The following is a 23,636-nucleotide window of genomic DNA, read 5'->3' as shown; positions in this document are numbered from 1 at the left end:
CCGCCACCTCGACCTCACCAACTACCAAACCACCACCCACACCAACCACACCACCACACCCAAACCCACCAAACCCCACACCCCCAACAACACCTGACACCCAGCCACACCCCACACTCCACACCCCCACAGCCCCCACAGGACCCCGGCCACACCCAGCCAGAGCCCCCCCGGACCGCCAGAAACAAGCAGCACCCCGCACCAGCCACCGGCGACGGCACCCCCACCAACCCGGCACGGCACCAGCACGGCCCGCCGCCCAACCACCCCCACCCGGGCGGCAGGCCAACCCCACCAAGCCGGAAGCCAAACCCCCCAACCGGCCCGCACCACCCGAGCACCGCCGGGCACCGCCCGCCACGACCCGGCCGCGGCCCGGCCCGCCAAGGCCGTCGGTGCGGGCCCGCCACCCGCACCCCCCGCCCCCCACATACCGGCCTTGCCCGCGCCGCCTGCCCCGGCCGGCCTTGTTCTGCCGTGTTCTGTCTTGTTCACGCGACCCGCTGGGAGACCCGCCCGATATGAACCGCCCGCACCCTTCCAGGCGCGCCCTGCTCACCGGAGCCGCCGCCACCGTCATCGGCTACAACACCATCACCCGCTCCTGGGCCACCACCGCCGACGGACCCACCAGCGGACACCTGATCCCCGCTCCCGCCCTCCAGGGCACCCTCACCACCAACCCCGCCACCACAGCCGCTTTCGCCAAGGACTTCGGGCGCCTCACCACCGCCACCCCCTACGCCGTCCTCACCCCGGCCGGCGCCCAGGACATCGCCACCGTCATCAACTTCGCCCGCCGCAACAACCTCAAAGTCGCCATGAACGGCCAGAGCGGCACCGGCAACGACCTCGAATCACACTCCAACTACGGCCAAGCGGGCGTCGCCGGCGGCATCAGCATCAACGCCCGCGCCCTCAACCGCATTCACAGCATCACCCCCACCAACGCCACCGTCGACGCCGGCGTCACCTGGGCCCAACTCACCGACGCGGCCCTCGCCCACGGCCTCACACCCCCCTGCCTCACCGACTACCTCCACCTCTCCATCGGCGGCACCATCAGCGTCGGCGGCATCGGCTCCACCGTCCACAAATACGGCCTCCAAGCCGACACCGTCGAGGCCATCGAGATCGTCACCGGCAACGGCCGCATCCTCACCGCCACCCCCACCCACAACACCGACGTCTTCCACACCGCCCTCGCCGGCGCCGGCCAAATCGGCATCATCACCCGGGCCACCGTCAAACTCGTCCCCGCCCCCGAACGCGCCCTCGTCCTCACCCTCCACTACAACGACCTCACCACCTACCTCGCCGACCAACAGACCCTCCTCGACGGCCGCTTCCCCTCCCAAACCGGCGAAATCCTCATCCAGCCCGACGGCCAACCCCCCCTCTACAAGATCGAAGCCGTCGCCCACTACAACGGCACCACACCCCCCAACCCCACCCCCCTTCTCACCGGTCTCAACCCCACCCACACCGCCACCACCGACACCACCTACCGCGACTACACCTACCGCGCCGACACCTTCGCCGACACCATCAAGAACCTCGGCTACTGGAACGCCCCCAAGCCCTGGCTCTCCCTCTTCCTCCCCGCCTCCCAAACCCACACCTTCCTCACCGAAACCCTTCCCCAACTCACCCCCGACGACATCGGCCAGGGCCTCCTCCTCTGCTACCCCTTCCCCACCAACAGGCTCACCCATCCCTACGCCATCACCCCCAACGAACCCATTGCCTATCTTTTCGACCTCCTCACCTTCCCCCGCCCTGACACCGACCCCCAACCCGCCCTCAGCCGCAACCGCCGCCTCTACGACCGCGCCACCCAACTCGGCGCAAAGCGCTACCCCGTCGGCGCCGTCCCCCACATGACCCCCACCGACTGGCAAACCCACTACGGCCCCCGCTGGAGCACCCTCACCGCCGCCAAGAACCACCACGACCCCACACACACCCTCACCCCCGGCCAAAACATCTTCCCCTAACAACAAAACACCCACCCCCCGAAAGGAAACCCCCATGCACGCCATCCACCACACCGACCAAACCCTCCTCCCCCACCCGCCCCAAACCGTCTGGAACGCCATCCTCGACGAACTCAATGGCAAAACCACCTGGTGGCACCCCCACAACACCCACCAACCCGGCCCCACACCCCCTCACACCACCGGCGGCACCACTCACATCACCGTCCACCCCACCGGCGTCGGAAACCCCGGCCCCAAACTCCGCTTCACCAGCACCACCACCCACATCGCCCCCCACCACACCCTCACCCAGACCCACACGGGCCACTTCCACGGGACCACCACCTACACCCTCACCCCCCAGCACAACAACACTCACACCCAACTCACGATCACCTTCTCCGCCACCCCCCACCACTGGCCCAAACTCCTCCACAAACTCACCAACCTCACCATCAAGCACACCGCCGCCACCCAAGACGCCCTCACCAACCTCCACCACCACCTCACCAACGACGAATAAACAAACAACCCATCAAAAACCGGAGGACCTCATGCAGACCGCCGTCGGAATCCCTGCCCTGCCGGCCGATTACGCCGTCACGGCCACCGATCACGCCGCGACCACGGACGACTTCGCGCGCCTTGCCATCACGGTCCACCAGCCCGAGACGCCCGACCCGACGCGGCCGCTGGTCGTTCTCGTCCACGGGTGGGCCGCCTCCCGGACCGTCTGGCACAGCACGGCTCACCAACTGGCTGCCGCCGGGCACACCGTGGCCACGTATGACCAGCGTGGGCATGCCTCGTCGACGGTCGGGCGGGAGCCGATCAGCATCGAGCGGCTCGGGCGGGACCTGGGCACCGTCGTGGGGACGCTGACGACGGCGGAGCGGCCGGTCGTGGTGGTAGGGCACTCGGGTGGCGGTTATGCGGCGCTTGCTTGGGCGGCTGGGCTTCCGGTCTCGCGCACGGCTGGTGCGGGCGGGCGGCTTGCCGGGCTGGTGCTCGTGTCGACCGCTTCGCACGGGCAGGACACTCCGGCGAGCGAGGTGAAGATGATGGGGTCCCAGCTGTTCAGTCGTGCGCTTCGGACGCCGTGGCTGGGGCGCAGGTTGCTCGGTCAGACGCATGGACCGCGTGCCACCCTGGAGGCCCGTGAGGCCAACCGGCGGCTTTTCGCCAGTACCTTGCCGCAGACGCGTGCCGCCTGCTTCGCCTCCACGCAGCAGATGGACCAGCGGGCCGGGCTGGCCGGGATCACGGCGCCCACCGTGGTGATCACCGGCACCGAGGACAAGGTCGTCAAGCCGGCCTTCAGCCAGGAGCTCGTTGCCGCGCTCCCGCAGGCGACGCTGCACAAGGTTGTCGGAGTCGGGCACATGCTGCCGTTGGAGACTCCTCAGCACATCGCCCACCACGTCCACCAGCTGGTCCTGGCCGGCCGCTGACCCGCCGTGACCGCCACCACCGCTCTCGCCGGCGTCCTGGGCTCGCTGTTGCCGCCGCACGTCCGGTGCGCCGAAGCGTTCGGCGCCCTGGACGCGGGCCGTCTCCACCCTGCGGAGGCGGCCTACATCCGGGATCGTTCCCCGCGCCGCCGACACCAGTTCACGACGGCCCGCACGCTCGCCCGCCGGGCGCTGGCCGAGTTGGGCCATCCGTCGGCGCCTCTGCTGCCCGGGCCCGGGGGTGCGCCGCAGTGGCCGTCGGGTGCCGTGGGGAGCATCACCCACACCGACGGCTACACGGCCTGTGCGGTCACCAGTACCGGTCGGCACGTCTCGCTCGGGATCGACGCCGAGCCTGTCCGTCCGCTCCCGCGCGGGGTCCTGGATCTCGTCAGCACCGAGGGCGAGCGGCGGCGGCTCGCCGTGCTGCCGGTGGGCGCGGTCCCTTGGGACACTGTTCTCTTCAGCGCCAAGGAGGCCGTCTACAAGGCTGTCCACCCGCTGACCCGCACGTGGACGGCTCTTGCCGCGATCACCGTCGCGGTCCGACCCGACGGCACGTTCACCGCCCGGCATCCTCACCGTCCCGGTGTCGGCATCGGCCGGTGGGGCGCCCACGGGGGGATCCTCATCACGGCGTTCGCTCTTCCGCCGTCGAGTTGAGTACGGCTACCCGTGTCGTCGGCGGGCCCGCTCCGCTGCTGCTGGTGAGCCTGGCCGCGCTGGTGTTCACCAGCGCGGCCTGGCCAGGGCGGGTCACGGCGGGTCACGGCGCCAGTGGGCCACCCGGGGTGAGGGCCAGCCGGGTGAAGCGTTCGGCGATGAGGCGGTGGGCTTCCGGGGAGGGGTGGACGCCGTCGGGGAGCGGGTGGGTGTCGTGTTCGGGCCGGCCGTAGAGGGCGAGTCCGTCCAGGTGGTACAGGGCGGAGTCGCCGTCGGCCCGGCGTTCGGCGACGATGCGGGCCAGGTGCTCGCGGATGACGGTGAGGGTGAGGCGGCCTGCGGCGCGTTCGGCCGGGTCGCCGGTGGCCCGGAAGCGGAGGGTGCCGCTGCTGAAGTCGGGGGCGAGCGGGCCGGGGGTGTCTTCGTGGATCGGGCAGAGCAGCGGGGAGACGACGAGCAGCGGCGTGGTCGGGTGGCCCTCGCGGATGGTGTCCAGGAAGCCGTGGACGGCCGGGGTGAGGGCGCGCAGCCGCATCGCGTCGGTGTTCACGAGGTTGATGCCGAGCTTGAGGCTGATCAGGTCGGCGGGGGTGTCGCGGATCGTGCGCGCGGTGAAGGGGTCGAGCAGGGCGCCGCCGCCGAAGCCGAGGTTGACCAGGTCCAGTTCCGCACGGTTGGCCACGAGGGCGGGCCAAGTGCCGCTCGGGTGGGCGGCGTTGGAGCCGTGGCTGATCGAACTGCCGTGGTGGACCCAGCGCTTGCGCGCACCGGGCGGGACGGCCTCCAGTGGGGCGTCCGTCTCGAGGGCGATCAGCTCGGTGGTCTCGGTGTGCGGGAGCCAGAGTTCGACGGTCTTGTCCCGCGCGGGCAGGCCGGTGAACCGGGCGCTGCCGGCGGGGCCTTCGGTGAGTTCGAAGCGGCCGGTGGTGAGGTCGACGGTGCGCAGGTTGCCGCTGGGGACGGTGGCCTGGGCGGTGAGGGCGCCGTCGACGAGGAGGTCGTAGACGCCGTCGGGCACGTGGGGGACGCCGGGGTAGGCGCGTTTGGTGGGGACGGCGTGCAGGGTGATCGCGGTGGCGCGGGTGCGGAAGGCGAGGCGGACGCCGGAGGGCTGGGACTCGGCCATCGCGAGCTGCTCGTCGGGTATCTGCCGGCGGGCGCGGGCCGGTAGGCGGTGCGGCAGCAGGCCGCGGCGGGTCCGCTCGACGTCCAGGTGGCCGTGGAGGAGGTCTTCGGTGACGGGGGTGGTGATCGTGGTCATGGCGCTTCTTCGGGTCGTCGTACGGGCGGAGTGCGCGCAGGCGCCGGGCGGGCGGTGCGTGCGCGGCGCGCGCCGTACGGGGGTTCAGGTGGTGGTGCGGGCGCCGCCCTGCCGGAGCAGGGTGTCGAGGGAGTCGATGATCCAGTCCCAGGACTGCCGGGCGTCGACGGCGGTGTGGCTGAAGCCGCCGGCCGCCTCGAGGCTGATGTAGCCGTGGAAGACGCTGCCGAGCATGCGGACCGCGTGGGTCTGCTCGGGCTCGGTGAGGTCGTAGCCGCGCAGGATCGCCCTGGTCATCTGGGCGTGCCGGACACCCGCACTGGCGGCGGCGGTCTCGGCGTCCAGGCGCAGGCAGGTGGCGTCGTAGCGGCCGGGGTGGCGGGCGGCGTAGTCGCGGTAGGCGTCCGCGAAGGCGCCGAGCGCGTCGCGGCCCGCGCGGCCGGCCAGGGCGTCGGCGACGAGGTCGGCGAGTTCCTCGAGGGCGTGCAGGGCGATCCGGGTCTTGAGGTCCTGGGAGCTCTTGACGTGGGAGTACAGGCTGGCGGTCTGGACGCCGAAGCGCCTGGCCACCGCGGCGACGGTCACCTGCTCGAATCCGACCTCGTCGGCGAGTTCGGCGCCCGCGACGACCACGCGTTCGACGGTCAGTCCTGCCCGTGCCATGTGTGCTTCCTCCCGTACTGACGGTCGCGCCGCTCGCACCGGTGCGCTACAGACAGTATGGGATTACCTAAATGGCTTAGGCAAATGGGATCACCGTTGAGGCGAAGGCCTCGCTCCTTCGGCTCAACCCGCCAGGATCACCGTCTCCGCCGGACCCGAGAAACCCACCGGCTGCGCCGGGGTCCCGGTCGCGGCGAGGCGGCGGTGCTCCTGCGGGCTGACGCCGCGCACCCGCTTGAAGGCCGCCGAGAGGGCGAAGGCGTTGCTGTAGCCGACCTTGCGGGCGGCAAAGGCGACGGTGCACTCGGGCTCGCGCAGCAGATCGGCGGCGACGGCCAGCCGCCAGCCCGCGAGGTACGCCATCGGGGGCTCGCCGACCAGGGCGGTGAAGCGGCGGGCCAGGCCGGCCCGGGAGACCCCGACCCGCTGGGCGAGCTCCGCGACCGTCCAGGCGGTGGCCGGGTCGTCGTGCATCATCCGCAGCACCGGGCCGACCACCGCGTCGTGCTGGGCGCGGTACCAGGCGGGGGCGCCCGAGTCGGGGGCGGCGAGCCAGGAGCGCAGGACGGAGACCACGAGCAGGTCGAGGATCCGGTCCAGGACCAGCTCCTGGCCGGGCTCGTTGCGCCCTATCTCGGCGGCCAGCAGGTGCACCAGGGTGTCGTCGGCGCCGGTGCCGGCCGGTCGGACCAGCAGGGCGGGCAGGCAGCCCAGCAGACGCTGGCCGATCTCGTGCTCGGCCTGGTAGGTGCCGGAGAGGACCACCGAAGAGGCCCGGTCGCCCTCGCGGCCCTGCCCCCAGGTCCGGACGCCGAGCGACATCACCTCGGAGACGTCCACCCCGCCCTTGGTGCAGACCTGGCCCGGGCCGACGATCACGTCCACCGGCGTGTCCGGGTCGTCCGCCACGGTGTACGGCTCCGGGCCGCGCACGATCGCCACGTCCCCAGGGTGCAGCAGCAGCGGGGTGCCGCGCTCGGGCAGGATCCAAGCCTCACCGCGGACCATCGTCACCACCGAGAGCGGGGCCCGGTCCTCGATCCGCAGCGACCACGGCGGGGTCAGGATCGACCGCAGCAGGAACGCGCCGCGGGCCTTGGGGCCGTCGAGGAGTCCCGTCAGAGTGTCCATGCCGTCAAGTGTAGACGCAGGGACATTATTTGACGTCCCATCATTTGAGGGACTCTTGAGTGAACGAGGTGGCCCGGGCGCCGCAAATGCCGGATGATCTGCCCCACGGGGGTAGGACCGACACGCGGCGCCAGCGATGCCGCGATACAGCAGCACAGCAATACAGCAGCACAGCGATAGAGCGATAGAGCGACACCGACAGCGAGAAGCAGCGAAAACTGCGAGAAGTGAGGGGCTCACGACGATGGAAACGGCACGCACACTCGTCCTGGTGGCGGCCACTGTCACCTGTGGACTGACCGCCGGACTGTTCTACGCCTTCGCGTGCTCGGTCATGCCCGCGCTGGCGCGGGTCGAGGACCGGACCTTCATCGAGGTCATGCAGCGCGTCAACGTGGCGATCCTGAACGGCTGGTTCGTCCTCGGCTTCGTCGGCGCCCTCCTGACCACAGCGGCTGCGGTCGCCCTCCACCTGCCGTCGGACGGCCACGACGTGCTGCCGGCGACCATCGCCGCGCTCGTGCTGTACGTCGCGATGATCGGGGTCACCCGTTCGATCAACATCCCCCTGAACGACGAACTCGCCGCCGCCGGAACGCCGCAGCGGATCGCCGACCCGGCCGGCGTGCGCGGCCGCTTCGAGGCCCGCTGGGTGCGCTTCAACGTGCTGCGCGCCCTGCTCTCCACGGCCGCCCTCGGCTGCCTCGCCTGGGCACTGGTGCTCAACGGGCAGAGCTGACCCCGGCCTTCGGCGGAACCGACACCCGCTCTGCCGACACCCGCTTAGCCAACCGATTTGCCGACGCCACCCTGGGCGGCCTCAGCCGCACAGGGTGGCGAAGCCGTAGCCGCGCGCCTTGAGGGTCGAAATGATCGCCGGCAGCGCGGCCACCGTCTGGCTGCGGTCACCGCCGCCGTCGTGCAGCAGGATCACCGCCCCCGGGCGGACGTTGTTCAGCACCCGCGAGCGGATGGCCTCCGTGCCCGGCCGGGACCAGTCCGTCGGGTCCACCGACCAGAGCACGACCTGCTTGCCGAGCGCCGCCGCGCGCGAGCGCACCGCGGCGTTGACCGCACCGTACGGCGGGCGCAGGCAGGTCGGGGTGCGGCCGGTCTGGGCGCGGATCGCCCGGTCCGTACTGCTCACCTGGGAGTTGAGCGCGGAGCCGGAGAGCCGGCGCAGGTCCGGGTGCGACCAGGAGTGGTTCTGCACGCTGTGGCCCTGCCGTGCGACCTGCGCGGTGAGCGAGGGGTGGGCGGAAACGTTCTGCCCGATCTCGAAGAAGGTCGCGCGCACCCCGTAGCGGGCGAGCGTCGCGAGGACCTTGGGCGTGTAGGCGGGGCTCGGGCCGTCGTCGAAGGTGAGGTAGACGACCTTGCCGCCCGTGCCGGCCGTGGCGCCCGTGCCGCCGGCCGCCTCCGCCGGTGCGGCGGGCAACGTGACCGCGGCTCCCGCCGCCAAGGCGACGGCGAGCGCGCCGATCGCGGTCCGGAAACGTCCAACTGTCCTGCGCCTCGCGGGTCGTACGGACATGCCTGCCCCCTGCGGTCGGAACTCCGGTGCCACCGGCCAGTCTGCGCCGACGGCGGGCCCGCCGCGACCCGCCGGGTGACGGAACCGGGTGAAATCGGCCAGCCGCGCGACGGGGTGACCGGGCACGCCCTGGCCGGGCACGCCTTGACGGGACACGCCTTGGCACGGCACGCCTTGACCGAACACACCATGGCCGAACACGCCGAAGCGCCCCCGACGGGATCCGCCGGGGGCGCCGATCGCGGTGCGGTGCGGGGCTGCTTGGTTCAGCGCCCGGAGCGTCCGTGCAGCACCAGGGAGCGGGTCAGCGCGAGCAGGCCGCCCGTGCACAGCGCCGTGCGAAGCATGTTGACCGGCACCCAGGTGTCGGCGAACTTGGCCCGCACGGCCGCGAGGTCCTGGATCTGGGACGGGTCACCGGCCGCCGCCAGCTGGTTGTTGAGCGGGATGTTGACGCCCATCGTCACCAGCAGCGCCACCACGTACAGCACCGTCGCCGCCGCCGCCCACAGCGCCGCCTGCCGACGACCCGCCTTGTGCTGCAGCCACGCGGCCAGACCCGTCGCCGCGAACGCCCCGACGAACACCAGGCCGAACATGCCGTTCTCGATGGACTTGTTGATGTGCTGCATCGCCGTCACATACGTCCGGTCATCACTCGCCGCCAAACCGGGCATCACCGACACGTCGAAGGCGAAGAACAGCCCCGCCATCAACCCCATCGCGACGGTGGCACCCACCAACAGCGGCCCGGCGGCCTTGCTGCGCGTGCCGGGCACGACCGGGGCCGAGCCGTCCGGCGCGAGGCCGGTGAAGGACTGTGGAGCGGTGGAGGAAGCAGGAGTCGCAGTCTGGTTGGAACGCATAGGTGATCCTTCGGTTCTCCCCGGTCCCCGCCCAGCGCGGGGACCCTCCCGGTACCCGGCGGGCATCGGCCTCCTCACCCCTCCCGGCGCAGCCGGGACAGACGGTCAGGGGGCCTACTCCACCCGGCACCGAAGATCTACTGAACTGCCGTACGAACGGCAGGTGTTGCTTTCCGGGTCCGTCAGCTCGGTCGTCCGGCTGGTCACGCGTTCCACACGCCCGAGGCGGCAGCCTCACGGGCGTAGTCCGCGAAGTCCCGCGGCTCACGACCCAACGCCCGCCGCACCCCGTCACCCAACGACGCGTTGCGACCGTCCAGGATCACCGCGAACAACTCCGCGAAGTCCGCCGGCAACCCCGCCTCCGCCAACACCCCCCGGTACGCCTCCTCCGACACCGCCGCGAACCGCACCTCACGACCCACCACCCGCGACAACTCCACCGCCACATCCCCGAACGACAGCAACCGCGGCCCCGTCACCTCGTACACCTCACCCCCGTGACCAGCCTCCGTCAGCGCCGCCACCGCCACGTCCGCGATGTCCTCCACATCCACGAACGGCTCCACCGCACCACCCACCGGCAACGCCAACTCCCCCGCCAGAACCGGCTCCAGGAAGAACGACTCACTGAAGTTCTGGTCGAACCACGCGCACCGCACCACCGTCCACGCCGCCCCCGACTCCATCACCGCCTTCTCCCCCGCCTCCGCCGCCTCCTCACCACGCCCCGACAACAACACCAACCGACCCACACCCCGCGCCGCCGCCAACCGCGAGAACGCCCCCACCGCCTCCACCGCACCCGGAAACGCCAGATCCGGGTAATACGTCAGATACGCCGCACTCACACCCGCCAACGACGCCTCCCACGTACCCCGGTCGTTCCAGTCGAACGGCACCGCACCCGACCGCGAACCCACCCGCACCTCATAACCCCGCGCCGCCAACCGGTCCGCCACCCGCCGACCCGTCTTCCCGGTACCACCCACGACAAGCACCACACCGGCATCCACCGCAAGATCCACCACACCAGCCATCACGATCACCCTCGCTCGAAGTAGAAGCCAGTCGGACCGGTCGGACGCGCTCGGGATCCTGTGCCCCCTTCGCGTCCGTCCTTGTGTCCACCAGTCAAGGTCACTCCGGGCCGGCGAACCATAGCCTCCGCACTCAGCTCCATGCGCGAGCGTCTACACCGCCGACACGCCCTCGCGCTGCCCCGCCCGACCCCGGACCTGCCGAGGCCGCGCCTTCTCCGTCCACCACCAGAACACACCCAAGCCGTCACGAACCACCCGTCTTGACCGGGGTTCCACCGGCTCTTGAGCGCCCCGGCGACACCCTGCGGCGGCCGGAGACGCCCGGCGGCGGGCGCGCGAAACGGTGTGGCGGGCGGGCGACTGCGAGCGCTATGCTCCCGGCGATGACCACTCACGCTGATCTCAGAATGGGGGTCCCGTCCGCGAAGAGTGAGTGCTGATGCTCACTTCCACCGCGAACGGGAACGACTCCCGCCTCTCCTTCTGGCGGCGCGTACGCGAGTACGCCGTGCCGCCCTCCATGATCGAGACCGCCTCCGCCCGCCGTCTGGCCGGCGACTGGGCCGGTGCCTGTGCCGCCGCCAACGTCGAGGTCGACTTCCGCCTCGGAGACGTCGCACGCACCCACGGCCGGGCGCTCGCCGACCGCGTACGCGCCGATCTCCGCTGCCTCGCACCGGACTTGCTGCGCTGGCACCTACCGAGAACCGCACCCGACGGGCTGCTGCGGCCCGGCCTCACCATGCCCCTGGCCCGGTACCCGGGCGAGCGACCGGTGTCCCTGGTGGTCCGCACGCCGCCCGCCTGGGCGGAGTACGGCCAGCGGATCGCCCTCGCGCTCTGGGACGGGTCCGGCGGTGGTGACGGACGGTCGCCGCACCCGCATCCCCATCCCAGCCGCCGGTTCCGCTACGACCTGCACCGGCACCTCTGGGACGCCGGGCGCAGCGGGGAACTGGCCGTACGCTTCGGCACGGGTGCGCCAACCGCCGTATCTGATATGGATGTTGACGACCCGGTGCAACGCCGCGCCGTCGACCGGTGGGCCGCCGAGGCCGCACTGCTGCTGCGTGCCGACGGACGCCCCGACGGGCCCGTCGTCGTGCGGCTCCGACGTCGGCGGCTGCTCCTCGGGCCGGACGGGTGCGTGACGGACGCCACCGGGGACGTCTCGGGGCTGCCCCTGCTGCCCGACGCCGCGACCTGGGCGCCGCCCGACGTCGACCTGCTCGGCAGTGGGGCGATCGAGCCGGACCGGCTGCACCCGTTGGTGGCCGCCGCGTTGGCGCCCGGGCACCGGCCCCGGACGGACCAGCCGGCGGCACCACCGTCGCCCCAACGGCTGGTGGACTGTCGGGGGGAGCAGCACCGGATCGGTCTGGTCGACGGGGCGCTCGCCCCGCTCGACCACGATCCGGCCGAGCTGCGCCGGGAGGAGCTGCTGGCCGCCCTGTCCGGCACCCCGCTGCCCTGCCTGCGCGCGGTCGACCTGGCGCACCGCCGTCCGCACGAACTGGCCGGTGTCCGGGAGCGGTTGGACCACGGCGACACCGCCGGGGCGCTGGCCGTCGTCGAAAGCCTGCTCGGCCCGGAGGCGGTGCTGCGCGACGGCCCGCTGCGGGACGAGTTGGAGGCGGCCGCGCAGCGGCGGATCGCGTACGGCCTCTACCGGGCGGGTCTGACCACCGCAGGACCCTGCGAGTTCCCCTTCCGCCCGGGCCCGCCGACGCACCGCACGCACACAGTCCCGCGCCCGCGCACGAACCGCCCGCGCCTCGCCACCTCGCGCTGACGCCCGCCCCGGCGCCGAACGCCGGCCGCCAAACGCCGCACGCCGCACGCCGCACGCCGCACGCCGAAAACCCTTCCGTACCACACTCCTTGAGGTGATCACCCATGCCCATGCCCGTGCCCATGACTCTGCCCACGCCCACGCCCGCGCCCGAAGCCACCCGCCTCGACGTCGCCCGCCGACTGCTCGACCTCCTCGGCGACACCACCACCGAACCCCGCGCCGACACCCAGCTGGAGGCCCTCACCCTGGCCGTCGCCGCCGACCTGCCCGTCCTGCTCTGGGGCGAGCCCGGCATCGGCAAGACCGCCGCGCTCAACCAGCTCGCCGAGACGCTGGAGCTGCCGCTGACCACGGTGATCGCCAGCGTCCACGAGCCCTCCGACTTCTCCGGGCTGCCCATCGTCGGCGACGACCCGGCGCAGCAGGGCGTGCCGATGGCCCCGCCGGACTGGGCGGTGCGGCTGGTGCGGGCCGGGCGCGGACTGCTGTTCCTGGACGAGTTGTCCACCGCGCCGCCCGCCGTCCAGGCGGCGCTGCTCCGCGTGGTCCTGGAGCGTCGCATCGGCACGCTCCGACTGCCGCCCGGCGTAAGGATCGTGGCCGCCGCCAACCCGCGCGCTTCGGCGGCCGACGGCTGGGAGCTGAGCCCGCCGCTGGCCAACCGCTTCGTCCACCTGCAGTGGGTGCACGATCACGAGGTGGTGGTGCGCGGCCTCGGCGGCGTCTGGCCGGTGGCCACCCTGCCCCGCCTCGACCCGCAGGCGCTGCCGGAGGCCGTCGCCCTCGCCCGGCGCGCGGTGTGCGGGCTGCTGACCGCCCGCCCGGAACTGGTGCACCGCATTCCCACCACCGAGACCCGGCGTGGCGGCGCCTGGCCGTCCCCGCGCAGCTGGGACATGACGCTGCGGCTGATCGCCTTCGCGACCGCCGCCGGCTCCTCCCGCGAGGTGCTGTCGCTGCTGGTGCGCGGCACCGTCGGTGACGGCCCGGGGCTGGAGCTGATGGCGAGCATGGACCGGATGGACCTGCCCGATCCCGAGGACCTGCTCGCCGACCCGGCGGGCGCGGAACTGCCCGACCGCGGGGACCTGCGCCAGGCGGTGCTGGACGGGGTGGTCGCGGCGGTACGCAACCGGCCGGACCGTCAACGCTGGGACGCGGCCTGGGCGCTGCTGGTCCGCGCGCTGGACACCGGCGCCCCGGACCTGCTGGTCGTCCCGGCCACCACGCTGGCCTCGCTGCGCCGGGAGGACTGGGACGTGCCGGAGTCGATCGAGCGGCTCGCCCCGGCACTCGCCCTCTCCCGCCGGGCCGACCGCGCCGCGGCCCGGGTGGCCGACCGGGTGGCGGCGAGGGCGGGCCGATGAGCACCGCTCTCCCGCCGGCCACCGAAAAGGCGGCCACCAACAAGGCGGCCACGGGAAAGCCGGCCGCCGAAAAGCTGTACGCCGCCCGGCTGCAGGCCGCCCGGGCCCGGCCGTACCTGGCGTCCGCGCTGTTCGCACTGCACCTGGTGGAGTCGCGGCAGGTGCCGACCATGGCCGTGGACCGGTACTGGCGCTGCTACGCCTCGCCGGTCTTCGTCGACCGCACTCCGGTGGAGGAACTCGCCGGCGTCTGGGTCCACGAGGTCTCGCACCTGCTGCGCGACCACCACGGGCGCGGCGACCGGATCGCCCGCGAACTCGGCCTGGAGGGCCCGGCCGCGCAGCTGCGGACCAACATCGCCGCCGACTGCGAGATCAACGACGACGTGTACGGCGACGGGCTGGTCCGGCCGGCCGGCGCGCTCCTGCCCGGCCGGCTGCTGCTGCCGGAGGGGCTGCTGATGGAGGAGTACCTGCGCAGCTACCGGTTCCACCCGCGCGACCTGGACGCGGCCTGGCTGGACTGCGGCAGCGGCGCCGACGGCACCGACCGGCCCTGGGAACTGGGCCCCGACGGCGCCCACGGGCTGACCGAGCAGGAACGCGACGCCGTCCGCTTCCGGGTCGCCGAGGGGATCCGGGGCCGCCCCGGAAGCGCCCCGGCGGGCTGGCGGCGCTGGGCCGAGGAGGCCTTCCACCCGCCGCAGCCGTGGCGGCAACTGCTGGGCGCGGCGATGCGCTCGGCGGTCTCCGGGCCCGGCGCGGGCGAGGACTACAGCTACGGCCGCCCCGCCCGCCGCTCGGCCGGGGTGCCGGGCGTGCTCCTGCCGAGCCTGCGGCGGCGGCCGCCCCGGGTCGCGGTGATCATCGACACTTCCGGGTCGGTCTCGGACGACGAGCTGGGCAGTGCGCTGCTGGAGGTCGCGGCGATCGCCCGCGCGGTCGGCGGGCGCCGGGACCAGGTCCGCGTGGTCCCCTGCGACGCGGCCGCCCGGGCCGTCCACTCCCTGTGCCGGACGGCGGGGATCCCGCTCCTCGGCGGCGGCGGCACGGACCTGCGCACCGGTTTCCACGCCACCCTGCGCTCCACCCCTCGGCCGGACGTCATCGTGGTCCTGACCGACGGCCAGACCCCCTGGCCGTCCACCGCCCCGCCCTGTCGCACCGTCGTCGGGCTCTTCCCCCGCTCCGGCCACTACGACGAGAACGACCCGGACTACCGCCCGGACACCCCGCCGGAGTGGGCCCGGGTGGTCACCATCGGGTGAGGGTGGCCGGGAGCCCACGGGATCAGCCGGCAGGGACAGGGGCAGCAGCGACGGAGGCGGGGGCGGCAGCGACGGGGCCGGCGGCGGGCACGGCGGAGGGCTCGTGGGGGCTGAAGGTGCGGCGGTAGGCGGCAGGGGACACCCCGAAGGCCGTCCTCATGTGCGCGCGCAGGGAGTTCGCGGAGCCGAAGCCGGCCCGGTGGGCGACCAGGTCGATCGGCAGGTCGGTGGACTCCAGCAACTGCTTGGCCATGTCGAGGCGTTGTGCGGTGAGCCACTGCACCGGGGTCATACCGGCCTCGTCGCGGAAGCGCCGGGTGAAGGAGCGCAGGCTCATCCGGGCGTGCTCGGCGAGCCGGGTGAGGGGCAGCGGCTCGCCGAGGTGTTCGAGGGCCCAGGCGCGGGTGGCGGTGGTGCTGGCGACGGTGGGTTCGGGGACGGGACGGTCGATGTACTGGGCCTGTCCGCCGTCCCGCCAGGGCGGCACGACGCACATCCGGGCGGTCCGGTTGGCGACCGCGGCGCCGTGGTCGCGGCGGATCACGTGCAGGCACAGGTCGACGCCGGCCGCCACGCCCGCGGAGGTGAGCACATCGCCGTCGTCGACGAAGAGGACCTCCTCGTCGACCTTGACCGTCGGGTACGCCTGGCGGAACTCCGGGGCCAGGTTCCAGTGCGTGGTGGCCGGCCGGCCGTCGAGCAGCCCGGCCGCGGCGAGCACGTAGGAGCCGGAGCAGATCGACACCAGCCGGGTACCGGGCCGGATGCCGGCGATGGCCGCGCCGACCTCGGGGGGCAGCGGGCCGCCGCGGCCCAGCTCGGGCATGGCGTGCGTGGGCGGGATGATCACGGTGTCCGCCGCGACCAGCGCCTCGGGGCCGGCGGCCGGTTGCACGATGAATCCGGCGTCGCTGAGGACCGGGGCGCCGTCGGCGGTGCACACCACGATGTCGTAGAGCGGGCGGCCCTCGGCATCCACCGCGCTGCCGAAGACCCGGGAGGGGATCCCGAGCTCGAAGGGCGGGACGCCGGGCAGGGCGAGCACGGCGATCCGGTGCAGCCGGGGCGGCGCCCCCGCCGTCCGCTCCCGGTCGTCCGCACTCCCCGCGGTGGGATTCGCCCGCACCGCCTGGTTCGTCTGCGCCGCACCCATGGCCAGATCCTGTCACATAGTGGCCGGACGGCCAACACCGCACCGGACCGGCATGCCGGATCGTGGACTGCGTCGCCGGGCAATCCCGGCGGCGTACGAAACGCAACGAAGAACGAGGCAGGTCAGCATGCGAGCGGTGGTCGTGGAGCAGTGGGGCGGGCCCGAGAACCTGGTCGAGCGCGAGATCGAGCGCCCCGAGCCGGGACTGAACGAGGTCCTGGTGCGCGTGCACGCGGCCGGCGTGAACCCGGTGGACTGGAAGACCCGGGCTGGCGGCGCCCTCATCGCATGGGGCGACGTACCCGCGGTCGGCTGGGACGTGTCCGGCACGGTCGAGGCCGTCGGGCCGGGCGTCGGCGTGTTCCGCCCCGGCGACGAGGTCTTCGGGATGCCGCTGTTCCCGCGCCAGGCGGGCGGTTACGCCGAGTACGTGGTGGCCCCGGCCCGCCACCTCGCCCCCAAGCCGGCGTCGCTGACCCACGTGGAGGCCGCGGCACTGCCCCTGGCCGCGCTGACCGCCTGGCAGGCCCTGGTGGACACGGCGGACGTACGCCCCGGGGAGCGGGTGCTGGTGCACGCGGCGGCCGGCGGGGTCGGCCACTTCGCGGTGCAGATCGCCAAGGCCCGCGGCGCGTACGTCATCGGCACCGCCAGCGCCGGCAAGCACGACCTGGTACGGGAACTGGGCGCGGACGAGGTGGTCGACTACCGGGCCGTGCGGTTCGAGGACGCCGTGTCCGACATCGACGTGGTGCTGGACGGGCTCGGCGGCGAAACGGCGGAGCGCTCGCTGAAGGTGCTCCGGCCCGGCGGCCGGCTGATCACCCTGCCCGGGCCGGACGACGTGCCCGCCGCCCCGGACGGAGTGCGGGCCCTGTGGGTCCTCGTCGAGCCGGACCACCTGGGCCTGCGCGAGATCGCCGCCCTGGTGGAGCGGGGCGCACTGCGGCCCGTCGTGGAGACCGTCCTGCCGCTGTCGCAGGCCGCGAAGGCGCACGAACTCGGCGAGCAGGGCCGCACCACCGGCAAGATCGTCCTGACGGTCGCCTGACCCGGACGTCGGCTGCCGGGCCGCCCTCTGCCGGAAACCGGGCCGTCGGGTACGAAACCGGGGGCGAGCACGCGAAGGGGCCGCGGGCGACCTCGGCGGTGTGGCGAGGTCGCGCCGCGGGCACGGTCCCGGCATGACAGGCAGCGCGGAGACCGTGTTGATCGTGGTGCGCGGCCCGAGCGGCGCCGGGAAGTCCAGCATCGCCGCACGGCTGCGCGCCGCCTACGGGCGGGGCATCGCCGTCGTCGCCCAGGACGTGCTGCGCCGCACCGTGCTGCGCGAGCGGGACGTGCCCGGCGGCGCCAACATCGGGCTGATCGACGTGGTAGCGCGGCACGCCCTCGACCACGGCTTCCACGTCGTCGTCGAAGGCATCCTCGACGCCGAACGCTACGGACGGATGCTGACCCGGCTCGCCGCCGACCACCAAGGGCGCAGCCACCTCTACTACCTCGACGTCGACTTCGCCGAGACCGTACGCCGGCACGCCACCCGCCCCGCAGGCCGCCGAGTTCTCCCCCGAGGACATGGCCGTCTGGTACCGGCCCCACGACCTCCTCCCCCACGGCATCGAGCACGTCATCAGCCGGCACAGCACCCTGGAGGCCGGCGTCGAACGGATCCTCACCGACACCGGCCTCACCCCACCCGGCTGGGCACCCCGCCTCTGAGCGTGGGCTCGCCCCGGACGTCGGCTGCCGGGCCGCCCGAGGCGCGGCCCGGCATGCCGGAAGCCGAGCGGGGGCCCGGGTGCGGCAGCCTGGTTTCGAGGACGATCCGTCGAGCCATGGAGATCGAATGAACGACAACCCGGCACACGGCAGCCCCGCAAGCGTCGTCGAGGCGGCCTTCCGCTGCTACCGGTCGCAGGACCGGGACGCGGCCCTGCCCCTGTACGCCGAGGACTTCACGTTCACCAGCCCGCAGGACGACCACATCGACAAGGCCGCGTTCTTCCGGCGGTGCTTCCCCACCGCGGACCGTTTCCAGGAGCAGCGGCTCCTGCGCATCACACCCGCCGACGAGGAACTCGTCTTCGCCTACTACGAGTACGAGCTCGCCACGGGCGGCCGGTACCGCAACGTCGAGGCGATCACGGTACGGGACGGCCTGATCCGGGAGGTGCAGGTCTTCTTCGGCGGCAAAGCGTAGGCGGGTGACCGAGGACACCCGCTCCTACAGCGGCCGGCCCTCGCCCTCCGATCAGTGCCGACGCCCGGGGCGGCGCCGGCCGGCGGGCTCGCGGGGACGGACCGGGCCACCGCCGCCCGGCTGGTGGTCCGCCGGAGTCGGGGGCGGCGCCGGCTGGCGCAGGGCCAGGCCCACGCCGACGGCGGCCGTGGCCAGGCCCAGCACGGCGAGGGGGCGGGACCACTCGCCCGCTCCGGTGGGGGCGAAGGCCGGCGGCAGGACCAGCAACGAGGCGGTGAGAGCGGCGGCTGCGCCGGCGGGGCGGATGCCCGGGCGCCGGGGGCCGAGCGCGTCGAGCAGCAGCAGGTGGCCGGCGAGCAGCACGGTCACTGCGAGCGCCCGCCACCACGTCGGCTCGCCGAGGGCGGCGAGCAGGACGGATCCGGCGGCGAGGAGGGTGGTGCGGGTGGCGGACAGACGCGCGGGCCAGCTCGTCGGGGCCGGGCTCTCCGGTGCGGGGACGGCGGCCCAGAGGGCGCCGGCGGCGACCGGCAGGAGGCAGACCGGCCCGGCCAGGTCGGTGAGCGTACCGGTTCCGGTGCCCGCCGCGGCGAGGGCGAGGGCGGTGCCGGTGCCGCGCAGGGCGGCGCGTTCCAGGCGCGCGGCCCAGCCGGTGTGGCGGGCCGTTCGGGCGGGGCGGGCCGGCTCGGCAACCGTGCGGACCGGTGGCCTCGGCTTCGTGGCACGCGTCGGGCCGGGCTTCGGACGGGACGCCCCCGCGCTCGTCGTACTCGTCCTTGTATTCGTACTTGCCGGGCCGGTCATCGGGCGGCTCCCACGATCCGGCGGCGCAGCAGGGGCGCGAGGGCGAGGTCCAGGGTCTGGCCGGGTGTGTGGCGGACCACCGGGATGCCGCGGCCGCGCAGGGTGGCGCGCATCGCCTCGCGTTCCGCGCGCCACAGGCGCAGCGCGAGGGCGTCGGTCTCGTCGTCGGGGCGGGCCGCCGGCTCCCCGGCCGGGATCTCCACCACGACGAGCGGGTTGCCGCGTTCGCGGACCCGGCCGAGGACGTCGAGGACACGCTGGTCGGCGAGCGGGGTGAAGGCGTAGACGAGGGCGTGGCCGGGCAGGGCCGCGAGCGGCAGGGGCGGGAGGGGGCCGCGCGGGGGGCGGTCCTGGCGGACCTCCAGCACACTCTCCACGATGCGGTAGAGCTGCCGGTCCCCGGTGGCGGCGGTGAGCAGGCGCAGGCGCCCGCCGACCGCGACGAGGCCGATCCGGTCGTGCCGGCGCAGGTAGGCGCGGGTCAGGCCGGTTGCGGCGCGCACGGTTTCGTCCAGGCTGCGCAGCCCGGTGGCGGCGTCGATGTAGTCGGCGAGCGTGTCCAGCAGGACGACCGCGTCGGCGGCGCGTTCGGCGGCGAACTGGTTGATCTGGACGGCGTCGCGGCGGGTCGTGGACGGCCAGTGGATCCGTCGCTGCCGTTCGCCGGGGACGTGCGGGCGGACGCCGATGACCTCGATGCCGGTGCCCTCGTGGGCGGTGGTGTGCTCGCCGATGCGTTCGGGCAGGCGGACCGGGATCGGGGTGAGGAGGGCGGCCTCGGGGACGGGGAAGACATCGACGGTGCCGAGGTCGGTGCGGATGGTGCGACGGGTCAGGCCGCGGGCGTCGGGAACGTCGAGGTCGACGACGCCCAGGTGTCGGCGGCCCCAGGTGTCGGCGCGCAGGACGAGGTCGACGCCGGTCGGGGTGACGGTCAGCGCGTCCAGGGCGAGGCCGGGGCCGAGCGTCACGACGGGCTCGGGCGGGCCGATCCGGCCGTCGTGGTGCACGGTGACGTGTACGGTGACGGGCTCACCTTCGAAGCAGCGCCGCGGCCGGGTGGTGCTCTCGGCGGAAAGCCGGGTGGGGCGGCTGCGGCCGGGGGCCGCCAGCGCGAGCAGGACGGCCGGGAACGCCGCCGGGGCGAGCAGCCAGGCGTGGCCGGTGACCAGGGCGGCGACGGCCGCGACGGTGGCCACCGTGAGCAGGCGCAGGGTCTGGTCGGCGGGCCGCCAGTGCGGTGACGGTGGATTGTCGGGCAGCCCGGCGGCGGTGGCACGGGTGCTGCGGGCGACCGCGAATGCCCTGGCGCGGCGGGCGAGCCGGTCCGTGCCGTCGGTGGCCGGGGTCTGCTCGGTCACCGGGGTCTGCCCTGTGGCCGGGGTCTGCCCTGTGGCACGCTCGGCCGAGCCGGCGGACGGGGCCTGCCCGGCGGACGGCTCGGCCGGGCCGGTGTTCGGTGCGCGGTTCACCGTGTCTCCGCGCGGGGCAGCGTCTGGGGTGCCGGGACGGAGGCGACCAGCCGCGCCAGCACGTCGTCCGCCTCGATCTGGCGTACCCACAGTTCCGGCCTGAGCGTGATGCGGTGGGCCAGGGCCGGCCCGGCGAGCGCCTTGACGTCCTCGGGGGTCAGGTAGTCACGGCCCTCCAGCATGGCGTGGGCGCGGGCGAGTTGGATCAGCGCCAGGCCTCCTCGGGGCGAGGCGCCCACCTGGATCTGCTGGTCGTTGCGGGTGGCGTCGACGAGGGCGATGACGTACTCGACCAGGTCGTCGTCGACCTCGACGCGTTCCACCGCGGCCCGCAGGGCGAGCAGTTCCGCCGGACCGGCCACGGTCTCAAGAACCGGCTCGGGGGTCGCCCGGTCGATTCTGGCGCGCAGCATCGCGGCCTCCGTTGCGGTGGGGAGGTAGCCCATGCGCACGCGTAGCAGGAAGCGGTCGAGCTGGGCCTCGGGCAGCGCGTACGTGCCCTCGTACTCGATCGGGTTGGCGGTGGCGATGACGAGGAAGGGGTCCGGGAGGCGGCGGGTGGTGCCGTCGACGGAGACCTGGCCCTCGGCCATCGCTTCCAGGAGGGCTGCCTGGGTCTTGGGTGGGGTCCGGTTGATCTCGTCGGCCAGCAGCAGCTGGGTGAACAGCGGGCCGGGCCGGAACACCATCTCGCCCGTGTTGCGCTCGTAGAAGGGCGCACCGGTGACGTCCGAGGGCAGCAGGTCGGGGGTGAACTGGATCCGGCGGAAGTCCAGGCCGAGGGTGGTCGCGAACGAGCGGGCCAGCAGGGTCTTCCCGAGTCCGGGCAGGTCCTCGATCAGGACGTGCCCGCCGGCGAGGGCGCCGAGCATGACCAGGCGCAGGGCCGCGGGCTTGCCGACCACGGCCCGTTCGATCTCCCGGAGCACCGCGCGGGCCCGCTCGCCGGCCTGCTGCGGGGTCAGCGGCGGTGGGGTTGCGGGGGCGACGGCGGGGTGCGCGGGGCCGTGGAGGCTGGTGGAAAGGTCGGTCATGACGCTCCTGCAGAAACGATTCGGACGGTGGTGGGAGACCTGGCATGCCCCGGAACGCCGGGTCACAGCGCGAGGGGTCACAGGGAGTCGAGCCGGTCGACGAGCTCGCGCAGAACCGCCGCCGGGAAGGCCTCGGCCGGGGCGGGCGCCAACGGGTCGATCCACGGCCACAGCCGGGGCCCGAGGAGTTCGGCCACCCGGTCGCGGTCGGCCGACAGGTCCAGGCCGTGGACCTCCGCGAGTCGTACCGTGTACAGCCGTCGGAGCCGGAAGCGCAGCGGCGCGGCGTCGCCCTGGGGATCGAGGCCCTGACGGACCGTCCAGCGCCAGTCGCCGAGGCCGGGCTCGTACGCCTCCATCTGTCGCGGCCGGCTACGCGGGGAGCGGGTCCCGGCTCCGGCTCCGGCCACCCGGCGGGCGACGAGCAGACCGGTCACGGTCAGCAGCACCGCGCCGGCCCCTGCCCCGGGCCCGCCGCCGACCAGGGCGAACAGGATCTCGGCGAGGACTGCGGGCGCGGCCAGCTCGATCAGGCTGTGGCGCACCGAGCCCGGCCGGGCGAGCTCGCGGTCCGGTCCGTGCACGGCCCCGGCCACGGACCGGTCGACGGATCCATCCACGGACCGGTCGGAAGATCGCTCGACGGACCCGGCCACGGACCCGTCGCGCCGGGGCGCGGCGCTGCTCATCGGTGCTCCCCTACGGTGTGGGCGTCCGCGGCCGCCGCGGGTTCGGCGCTCGCAAGCCGGGCTGCGATGGTGTCCAGGGCCGTACGGGCGCGGCGCACCTGGCTGTCGTCCATCGGGTGCGTCGAGTACCGGGCCTCGCGGAACAGCGCGGTGAGCTCCCGCACCCCGGTGGCGTCGATCCGCTCGTCGGACAGGGCTCGGCGCAGCAGTTCCGTCGGGCTCTCCCACGCGTGTCGGGGCAGACCGGAGACGGCCAGCGAGCCCTCCATCGCCGCGTAGCAGGCGATCACCGCCGCTCGGGCGTCCGCTCCCGTGAGGGCCCTGCGGCCGGAGTCGACGGCCTCGGCGAGAGCGGCCTCGGGCCCGGCGGGGGCGGCCGCAACGGGCAGCACCTCGGGCGTCTCCCGGCGGCGGCCCCGCAATCGGCGAAGCCGGAACGCGACGGCGACGCCGAGGACGACCACGGCTGCTCCCGCCAGGACGGCCAGGGCCGTGAACAGCACCCCGAGCCCTGCGCCGCCGGCCGACACGAGCGGTAGCGGCGGGGCCGAGGGGACGGCATCGGGGGTCAGAGTGGGCATCTGCCGCGGCGGGTGCGGCAGTTCGGACGGCCCGGAGGCGGCCCGGCTGCGCAGGACCAGCAGCAGGACCGGCACCACGGCGGCGGCCAGTGGCAGCAGGACCACGGCCGCCTCCCGCAGGCGCTCGGCCCGGGGTGTCGGCCCGTCGAGGTGGCGGACCTCCTCGCGGAAGCGCACCGCGAACCTGCCGACCAGCCCGGCCCAGCCGAGCCCGATCAGCACCACGAACCCGAGGCCGGTCACCGGCCCGGTCGCCGCCGTGCCCAGGGGCCCGCCCTCGGGCCGCAGCTCCGCCGCGGCGATCAGCAGCCCGACGACGACCAGCAGCACGCCCGCCGGCCGTCCGAACCGCCCGCGCGTACGCGACGGCGACCCACCACTCATCCGAACCCCCCCGGTTCCCCGCGCCCGACGGCGCGCGAGGTGCAGAGTCGCACACCGACCGTCGGTGTGTCACCTGCCGCCCCGGGCGGCCCCGAACCGCCAAGGGGCATGCCGGACTCCCCGTCACTCGACTCGGACCCGATCACGCCCGGCGCCCCGGCCCGCTGTGACAGTCGGAGGCGCGCCGAACCCGGGGGTTTGGCTTGCCGGATCGGGGTGAGAAGAGAGCCGGGTGGGCAATGAGCGGCCCGGACGGCACCCCTCCCCCCTCCTGGGGTCCGCCGTCCGGGCCTGT

General features: G+C 73.8%; 23 protein-coding genes. 11 read left to right on the top strand and 12 right to left on the bottom strand.

Annotated features, from left to right (window positions below):
• The first annotated feature begins 521 nt into the window (after window positions 1-521).
• The 4 genes from ACZ51D_RS25790 to ACZ51D_RS25775 are packed head-to-tail and all read left to right on the top strand — an operon-like array spanning window position 522 to window position 4,093.
• On the top strand, window positions 522-1,997 hold the full coding sequence (locus ACZ51D_RS25790; RefSeq protein ID WP_465626759.1) for an FAD-binding protein: 1,476 nt from the start codon (window positions 522-524) through the stop codon (window positions 1,995-1,997).
• A gap of 34 nt (window positions 1,998-2,031) precedes the next feature.
• On the top strand, window positions 2,032-2,502 hold the full coding sequence (locus ACZ51D_RS25785) for an SRPBCC family protein (protein ID WP_465626758.1): 471 nt from the start codon (window positions 2,032-2,034) through the stop codon (window positions 2,500-2,502).
• Window positions 2,503-2,533: 31 nt separating this feature from the next.
• Entirely contained in the window at window positions 2,534-3,430 is an 897-nt protein-coding gene (locus ACZ51D_RS25780; protein ID WP_465626757.1) for an alpha/beta fold hydrolase, read from the top strand.
• 6 nt (window positions 3,431-3,436) lie between these two features.
• Window positions 3,437-4,093, top strand: a complete 657-nt coding sequence (locus ACZ51D_RS25775) for a 4'-phosphopantetheinyl transferase family protein (protein ID WP_465663645.1) — start codon at window positions 3,437-3,439, stop codon at window positions 4,091-4,093.
• Between the two features lie 103 nt (window positions 4,094-4,196).
• Here the strand turns inward: ACZ51D_RS25775 and ACZ51D_RS25770 are convergent, their stop codons facing one another.
• From ACZ51D_RS25770 to ACZ51D_RS25760, 3 genes are all read right to left on the bottom strand, one after another.
• Complete coding sequence (locus ACZ51D_RS25770) at window positions 4,197-5,354, bottom strand: SGNH/GDSL hydrolase family protein (RefSeq protein WP_465663644.1); 1,158 nt, start codon at window positions 5,352-5,354, stop codon at window positions 4,197-4,199.
• Between the two features lie 84 nt (window positions 5,355-5,438).
• Window positions 5,439-6,017 carry a TetR/AcrR family transcriptional regulator gene (locus ACZ51D_RS25765; protein ID WP_465663643.1) on the bottom strand — a complete coding sequence of 193 codons (579 nt, stop codon included), beginning with the start codon at window positions 6,015-6,017 and terminating at the stop codon, window positions 5,439-5,441.
• Window positions 6,018-6,140: 123 nt separating this feature from the next.
• On the bottom strand, window positions 6,141-7,148 hold the full coding sequence (locus ACZ51D_RS25760; RefSeq protein ID WP_465663642.1) for an AraC family transcriptional regulator: 1,008 nt from the start codon (window positions 7,146-7,148) through the stop codon (window positions 6,141-6,143).
• A gap of 244 nt (window positions 7,149-7,392) precedes the next feature.
• On the opposite strand from ACZ51D_RS25760, the gene ACZ51D_RS25755 reads away from it, so the two are divergent.
• A complete protein-coding gene (locus tag ACZ51D_RS25755; RefSeq protein WP_465626751.1) occupies window positions 7,393-7,887 on the top strand; it encodes an anthrone oxygenase family protein in 495 nt (164 codons plus the stop codon).
• A gap of 81 nt (window positions 7,888-7,968) precedes the next feature.
• Here the strand turns inward: ACZ51D_RS25755 and ACZ51D_RS25750 are convergent, their stop codons facing one another.
• From ACZ51D_RS25750 to ACZ51D_RS25740, 3 genes are all read right to left on the bottom strand, one after another.
• A complete protein-coding gene (locus tag ACZ51D_RS25750; protein ID WP_465626750.1) occupies window positions 7,969-8,682 on the bottom strand; it encodes a polysaccharide deacetylase family protein in 714 nt (237 codons plus the stop codon).
• Window positions 8,683-8,948: 266 nt separating this feature from the next.
• Entirely contained in the window at window positions 8,949-9,548 is a 600-nt protein-coding gene (locus ACZ51D_RS25745; RefSeq protein WP_465663641.1) for an anthrone oxygenase family protein, read from the bottom strand.
• A gap of 203 nt (window positions 9,549-9,751) precedes the next feature.
• Entirely contained in the window at window positions 9,752-10,588 is an 837-nt protein-coding gene (locus tag ACZ51D_RS25740; RefSeq protein WP_465663640.1) for a Rossmann-fold NAD(P)-binding domain-containing protein, read from the bottom strand.
• A gap of 442 nt (window positions 10,589-11,030) precedes the next feature.
• Here ACZ51D_RS25740 and ACZ51D_RS25735 point away from each other — a divergent pair, with 442 nt between their 5' ends.
• The 3 genes from ACZ51D_RS25735 (at window position 11,031) to ACZ51D_RS25725 (ending at window position 15,021) form a co-directional block, all read left to right on the top strand.
• Complete coding sequence (locus tag ACZ51D_RS25735; RefSeq protein ID WP_465663639.1) at window positions 11,031-12,383, top strand: hypothetical protein; 1,353 nt, start codon at window positions 11,031-11,033, stop codon at window positions 12,381-12,383.
• A gap of 122 nt (window positions 12,384-12,505) precedes the next feature.
• Window positions 12,506-13,753, top strand: coding sequence for an AAA family ATPase (locus ACZ51D_RS25730; protein ID WP_465663638.1), 1,248 nt, complete (start codon window positions 12,506-12,508; stop codon window positions 13,751-13,753).
• Complete coding sequence (locus ACZ51D_RS25725; protein WP_465663637.1) at window positions 13,750-15,021, top strand: vWA domain-containing protein; 1,272 nt, start codon at window positions 13,750-13,752, stop codon at window positions 15,019-15,021. Before ACZ51D_RS25730 ends, ACZ51D_RS25725 begins: the two co-directional genes overlap by 4 nt.
• Window positions 15,022-15,043: 22 nt before the next feature.
• Here the strand turns inward: ACZ51D_RS25725 and ACZ51D_RS25720 are convergent, their stop codons facing one another.
• The gene (locus tag ACZ51D_RS25720) at window positions 15,044-16,174 is read right to left on the bottom strand and encodes a GlxA family transcriptional regulator (protein ID WP_465663636.1); all 1,131 of its coding nucleotides are present in this window, start codon (window positions 16,172-16,174) and stop codon (window positions 15,044-15,046) included.
• Window positions 16,175-16,301: 127 nt separating this feature from the next.
• On the opposite strand from ACZ51D_RS25720, the gene ACZ51D_RS25715 reads away from it, so the two are divergent.
• The 3 genes from ACZ51D_RS25715 (at window position 16,302) to ACZ51D_RS25705 (ending at window position 18,377) form a co-directional block, all read left to right on the top strand.
• Window positions 16,302-17,225, top strand: coding sequence for an NADP-dependent oxidoreductase (locus tag ACZ51D_RS25715; protein WP_360500416.1), 924 nt, complete (start codon window positions 16,302-16,304; stop codon window positions 17,223-17,225).
• Window positions 17,226-17,358: 133 nt separating this feature from the next.
• The gene (locus ACZ51D_RS25710; RefSeq protein WP_465663635.1) at window positions 17,359-18,027 is read left to right on the top strand and encodes an AAA family ATPase; all 669 of its coding nucleotides are present in this window, start codon (window positions 17,359-17,361) and stop codon (window positions 18,025-18,027) included.
• Window positions 18,024-18,377 (top strand): nuclear transport factor 2 family protein, encoded by a 354-nt coding sequence (locus ACZ51D_RS25705; protein WP_465663634.1) that lies wholly within the window; start codon window positions 18,024-18,026, stop codon window positions 18,375-18,377. The genes ACZ51D_RS25710 and ACZ51D_RS25705 overlap by 4 nt, the downstream gene beginning before the upstream one ends.
• Window positions 18,378-18,428: 51 nt before the next feature.
• On the opposite strand, the gene ACZ51D_RS25700 is transcribed toward ACZ51D_RS25705, so the two are convergent.
• The 5 genes from ACZ51D_RS25700 to ACZ51D_RS25680 all read right to left on the bottom strand — a co-directional run bounded on the left by ACZ51D_RS25700 (window position 18,429) and on the right by ACZ51D_RS25680 (window position 23,341).
• Complete coding sequence (locus ACZ51D_RS25700) at window positions 18,429-19,181, bottom strand: hypothetical protein (protein WP_465621920.1); 753 nt, start codon at window positions 19,179-19,181, stop codon at window positions 18,429-18,431.
• Window positions 19,178-20,653, bottom strand: a complete 1,476-nt coding sequence (locus ACZ51D_RS25695) for a DUF58 domain-containing protein (RefSeq protein WP_465663633.1) — start codon at window positions 20,651-20,653, stop codon at window positions 19,178-19,180. Before ACZ51D_RS25695 ends, ACZ51D_RS25700 begins: the two co-directional genes overlap by 4 nt.
• Window positions 20,650-21,687, bottom strand: coding sequence for an AAA family ATPase (locus ACZ51D_RS25690; protein ID WP_465621916.1), 1,038 nt, complete (start codon window positions 21,685-21,687; stop codon window positions 20,650-20,652). Before ACZ51D_RS25690 ends, ACZ51D_RS25695 begins: the two co-directional genes overlap by 4 nt.
• Window positions 21,688-21,764: 77 nt before the next feature.
• Entirely contained in the window at window positions 21,765-22,307 is a 543-nt protein-coding gene (locus ACZ51D_RS25685) for a hypothetical protein (protein WP_465663632.1), read from the bottom strand.
• Between the two features lie 65 nt (window positions 22,308-22,372).
• Complete coding sequence (locus ACZ51D_RS25680) at window positions 22,373-23,341, bottom strand: DUF4129 domain-containing protein (protein WP_465663631.1); 969 nt, start codon at window positions 23,339-23,341, stop codon at window positions 22,373-22,375.
• Window positions 23,342-23,636: the final 295 nt, after the last annotated feature.

The organism is Kitasatospora sp. NPDC033851 (assembly GCF_055576085.1).
The sequence above is the reverse complement of the archived record's forward strand: the minus strand, read 5'-3'. Positions and strand labels throughout refer to the sequence as shown.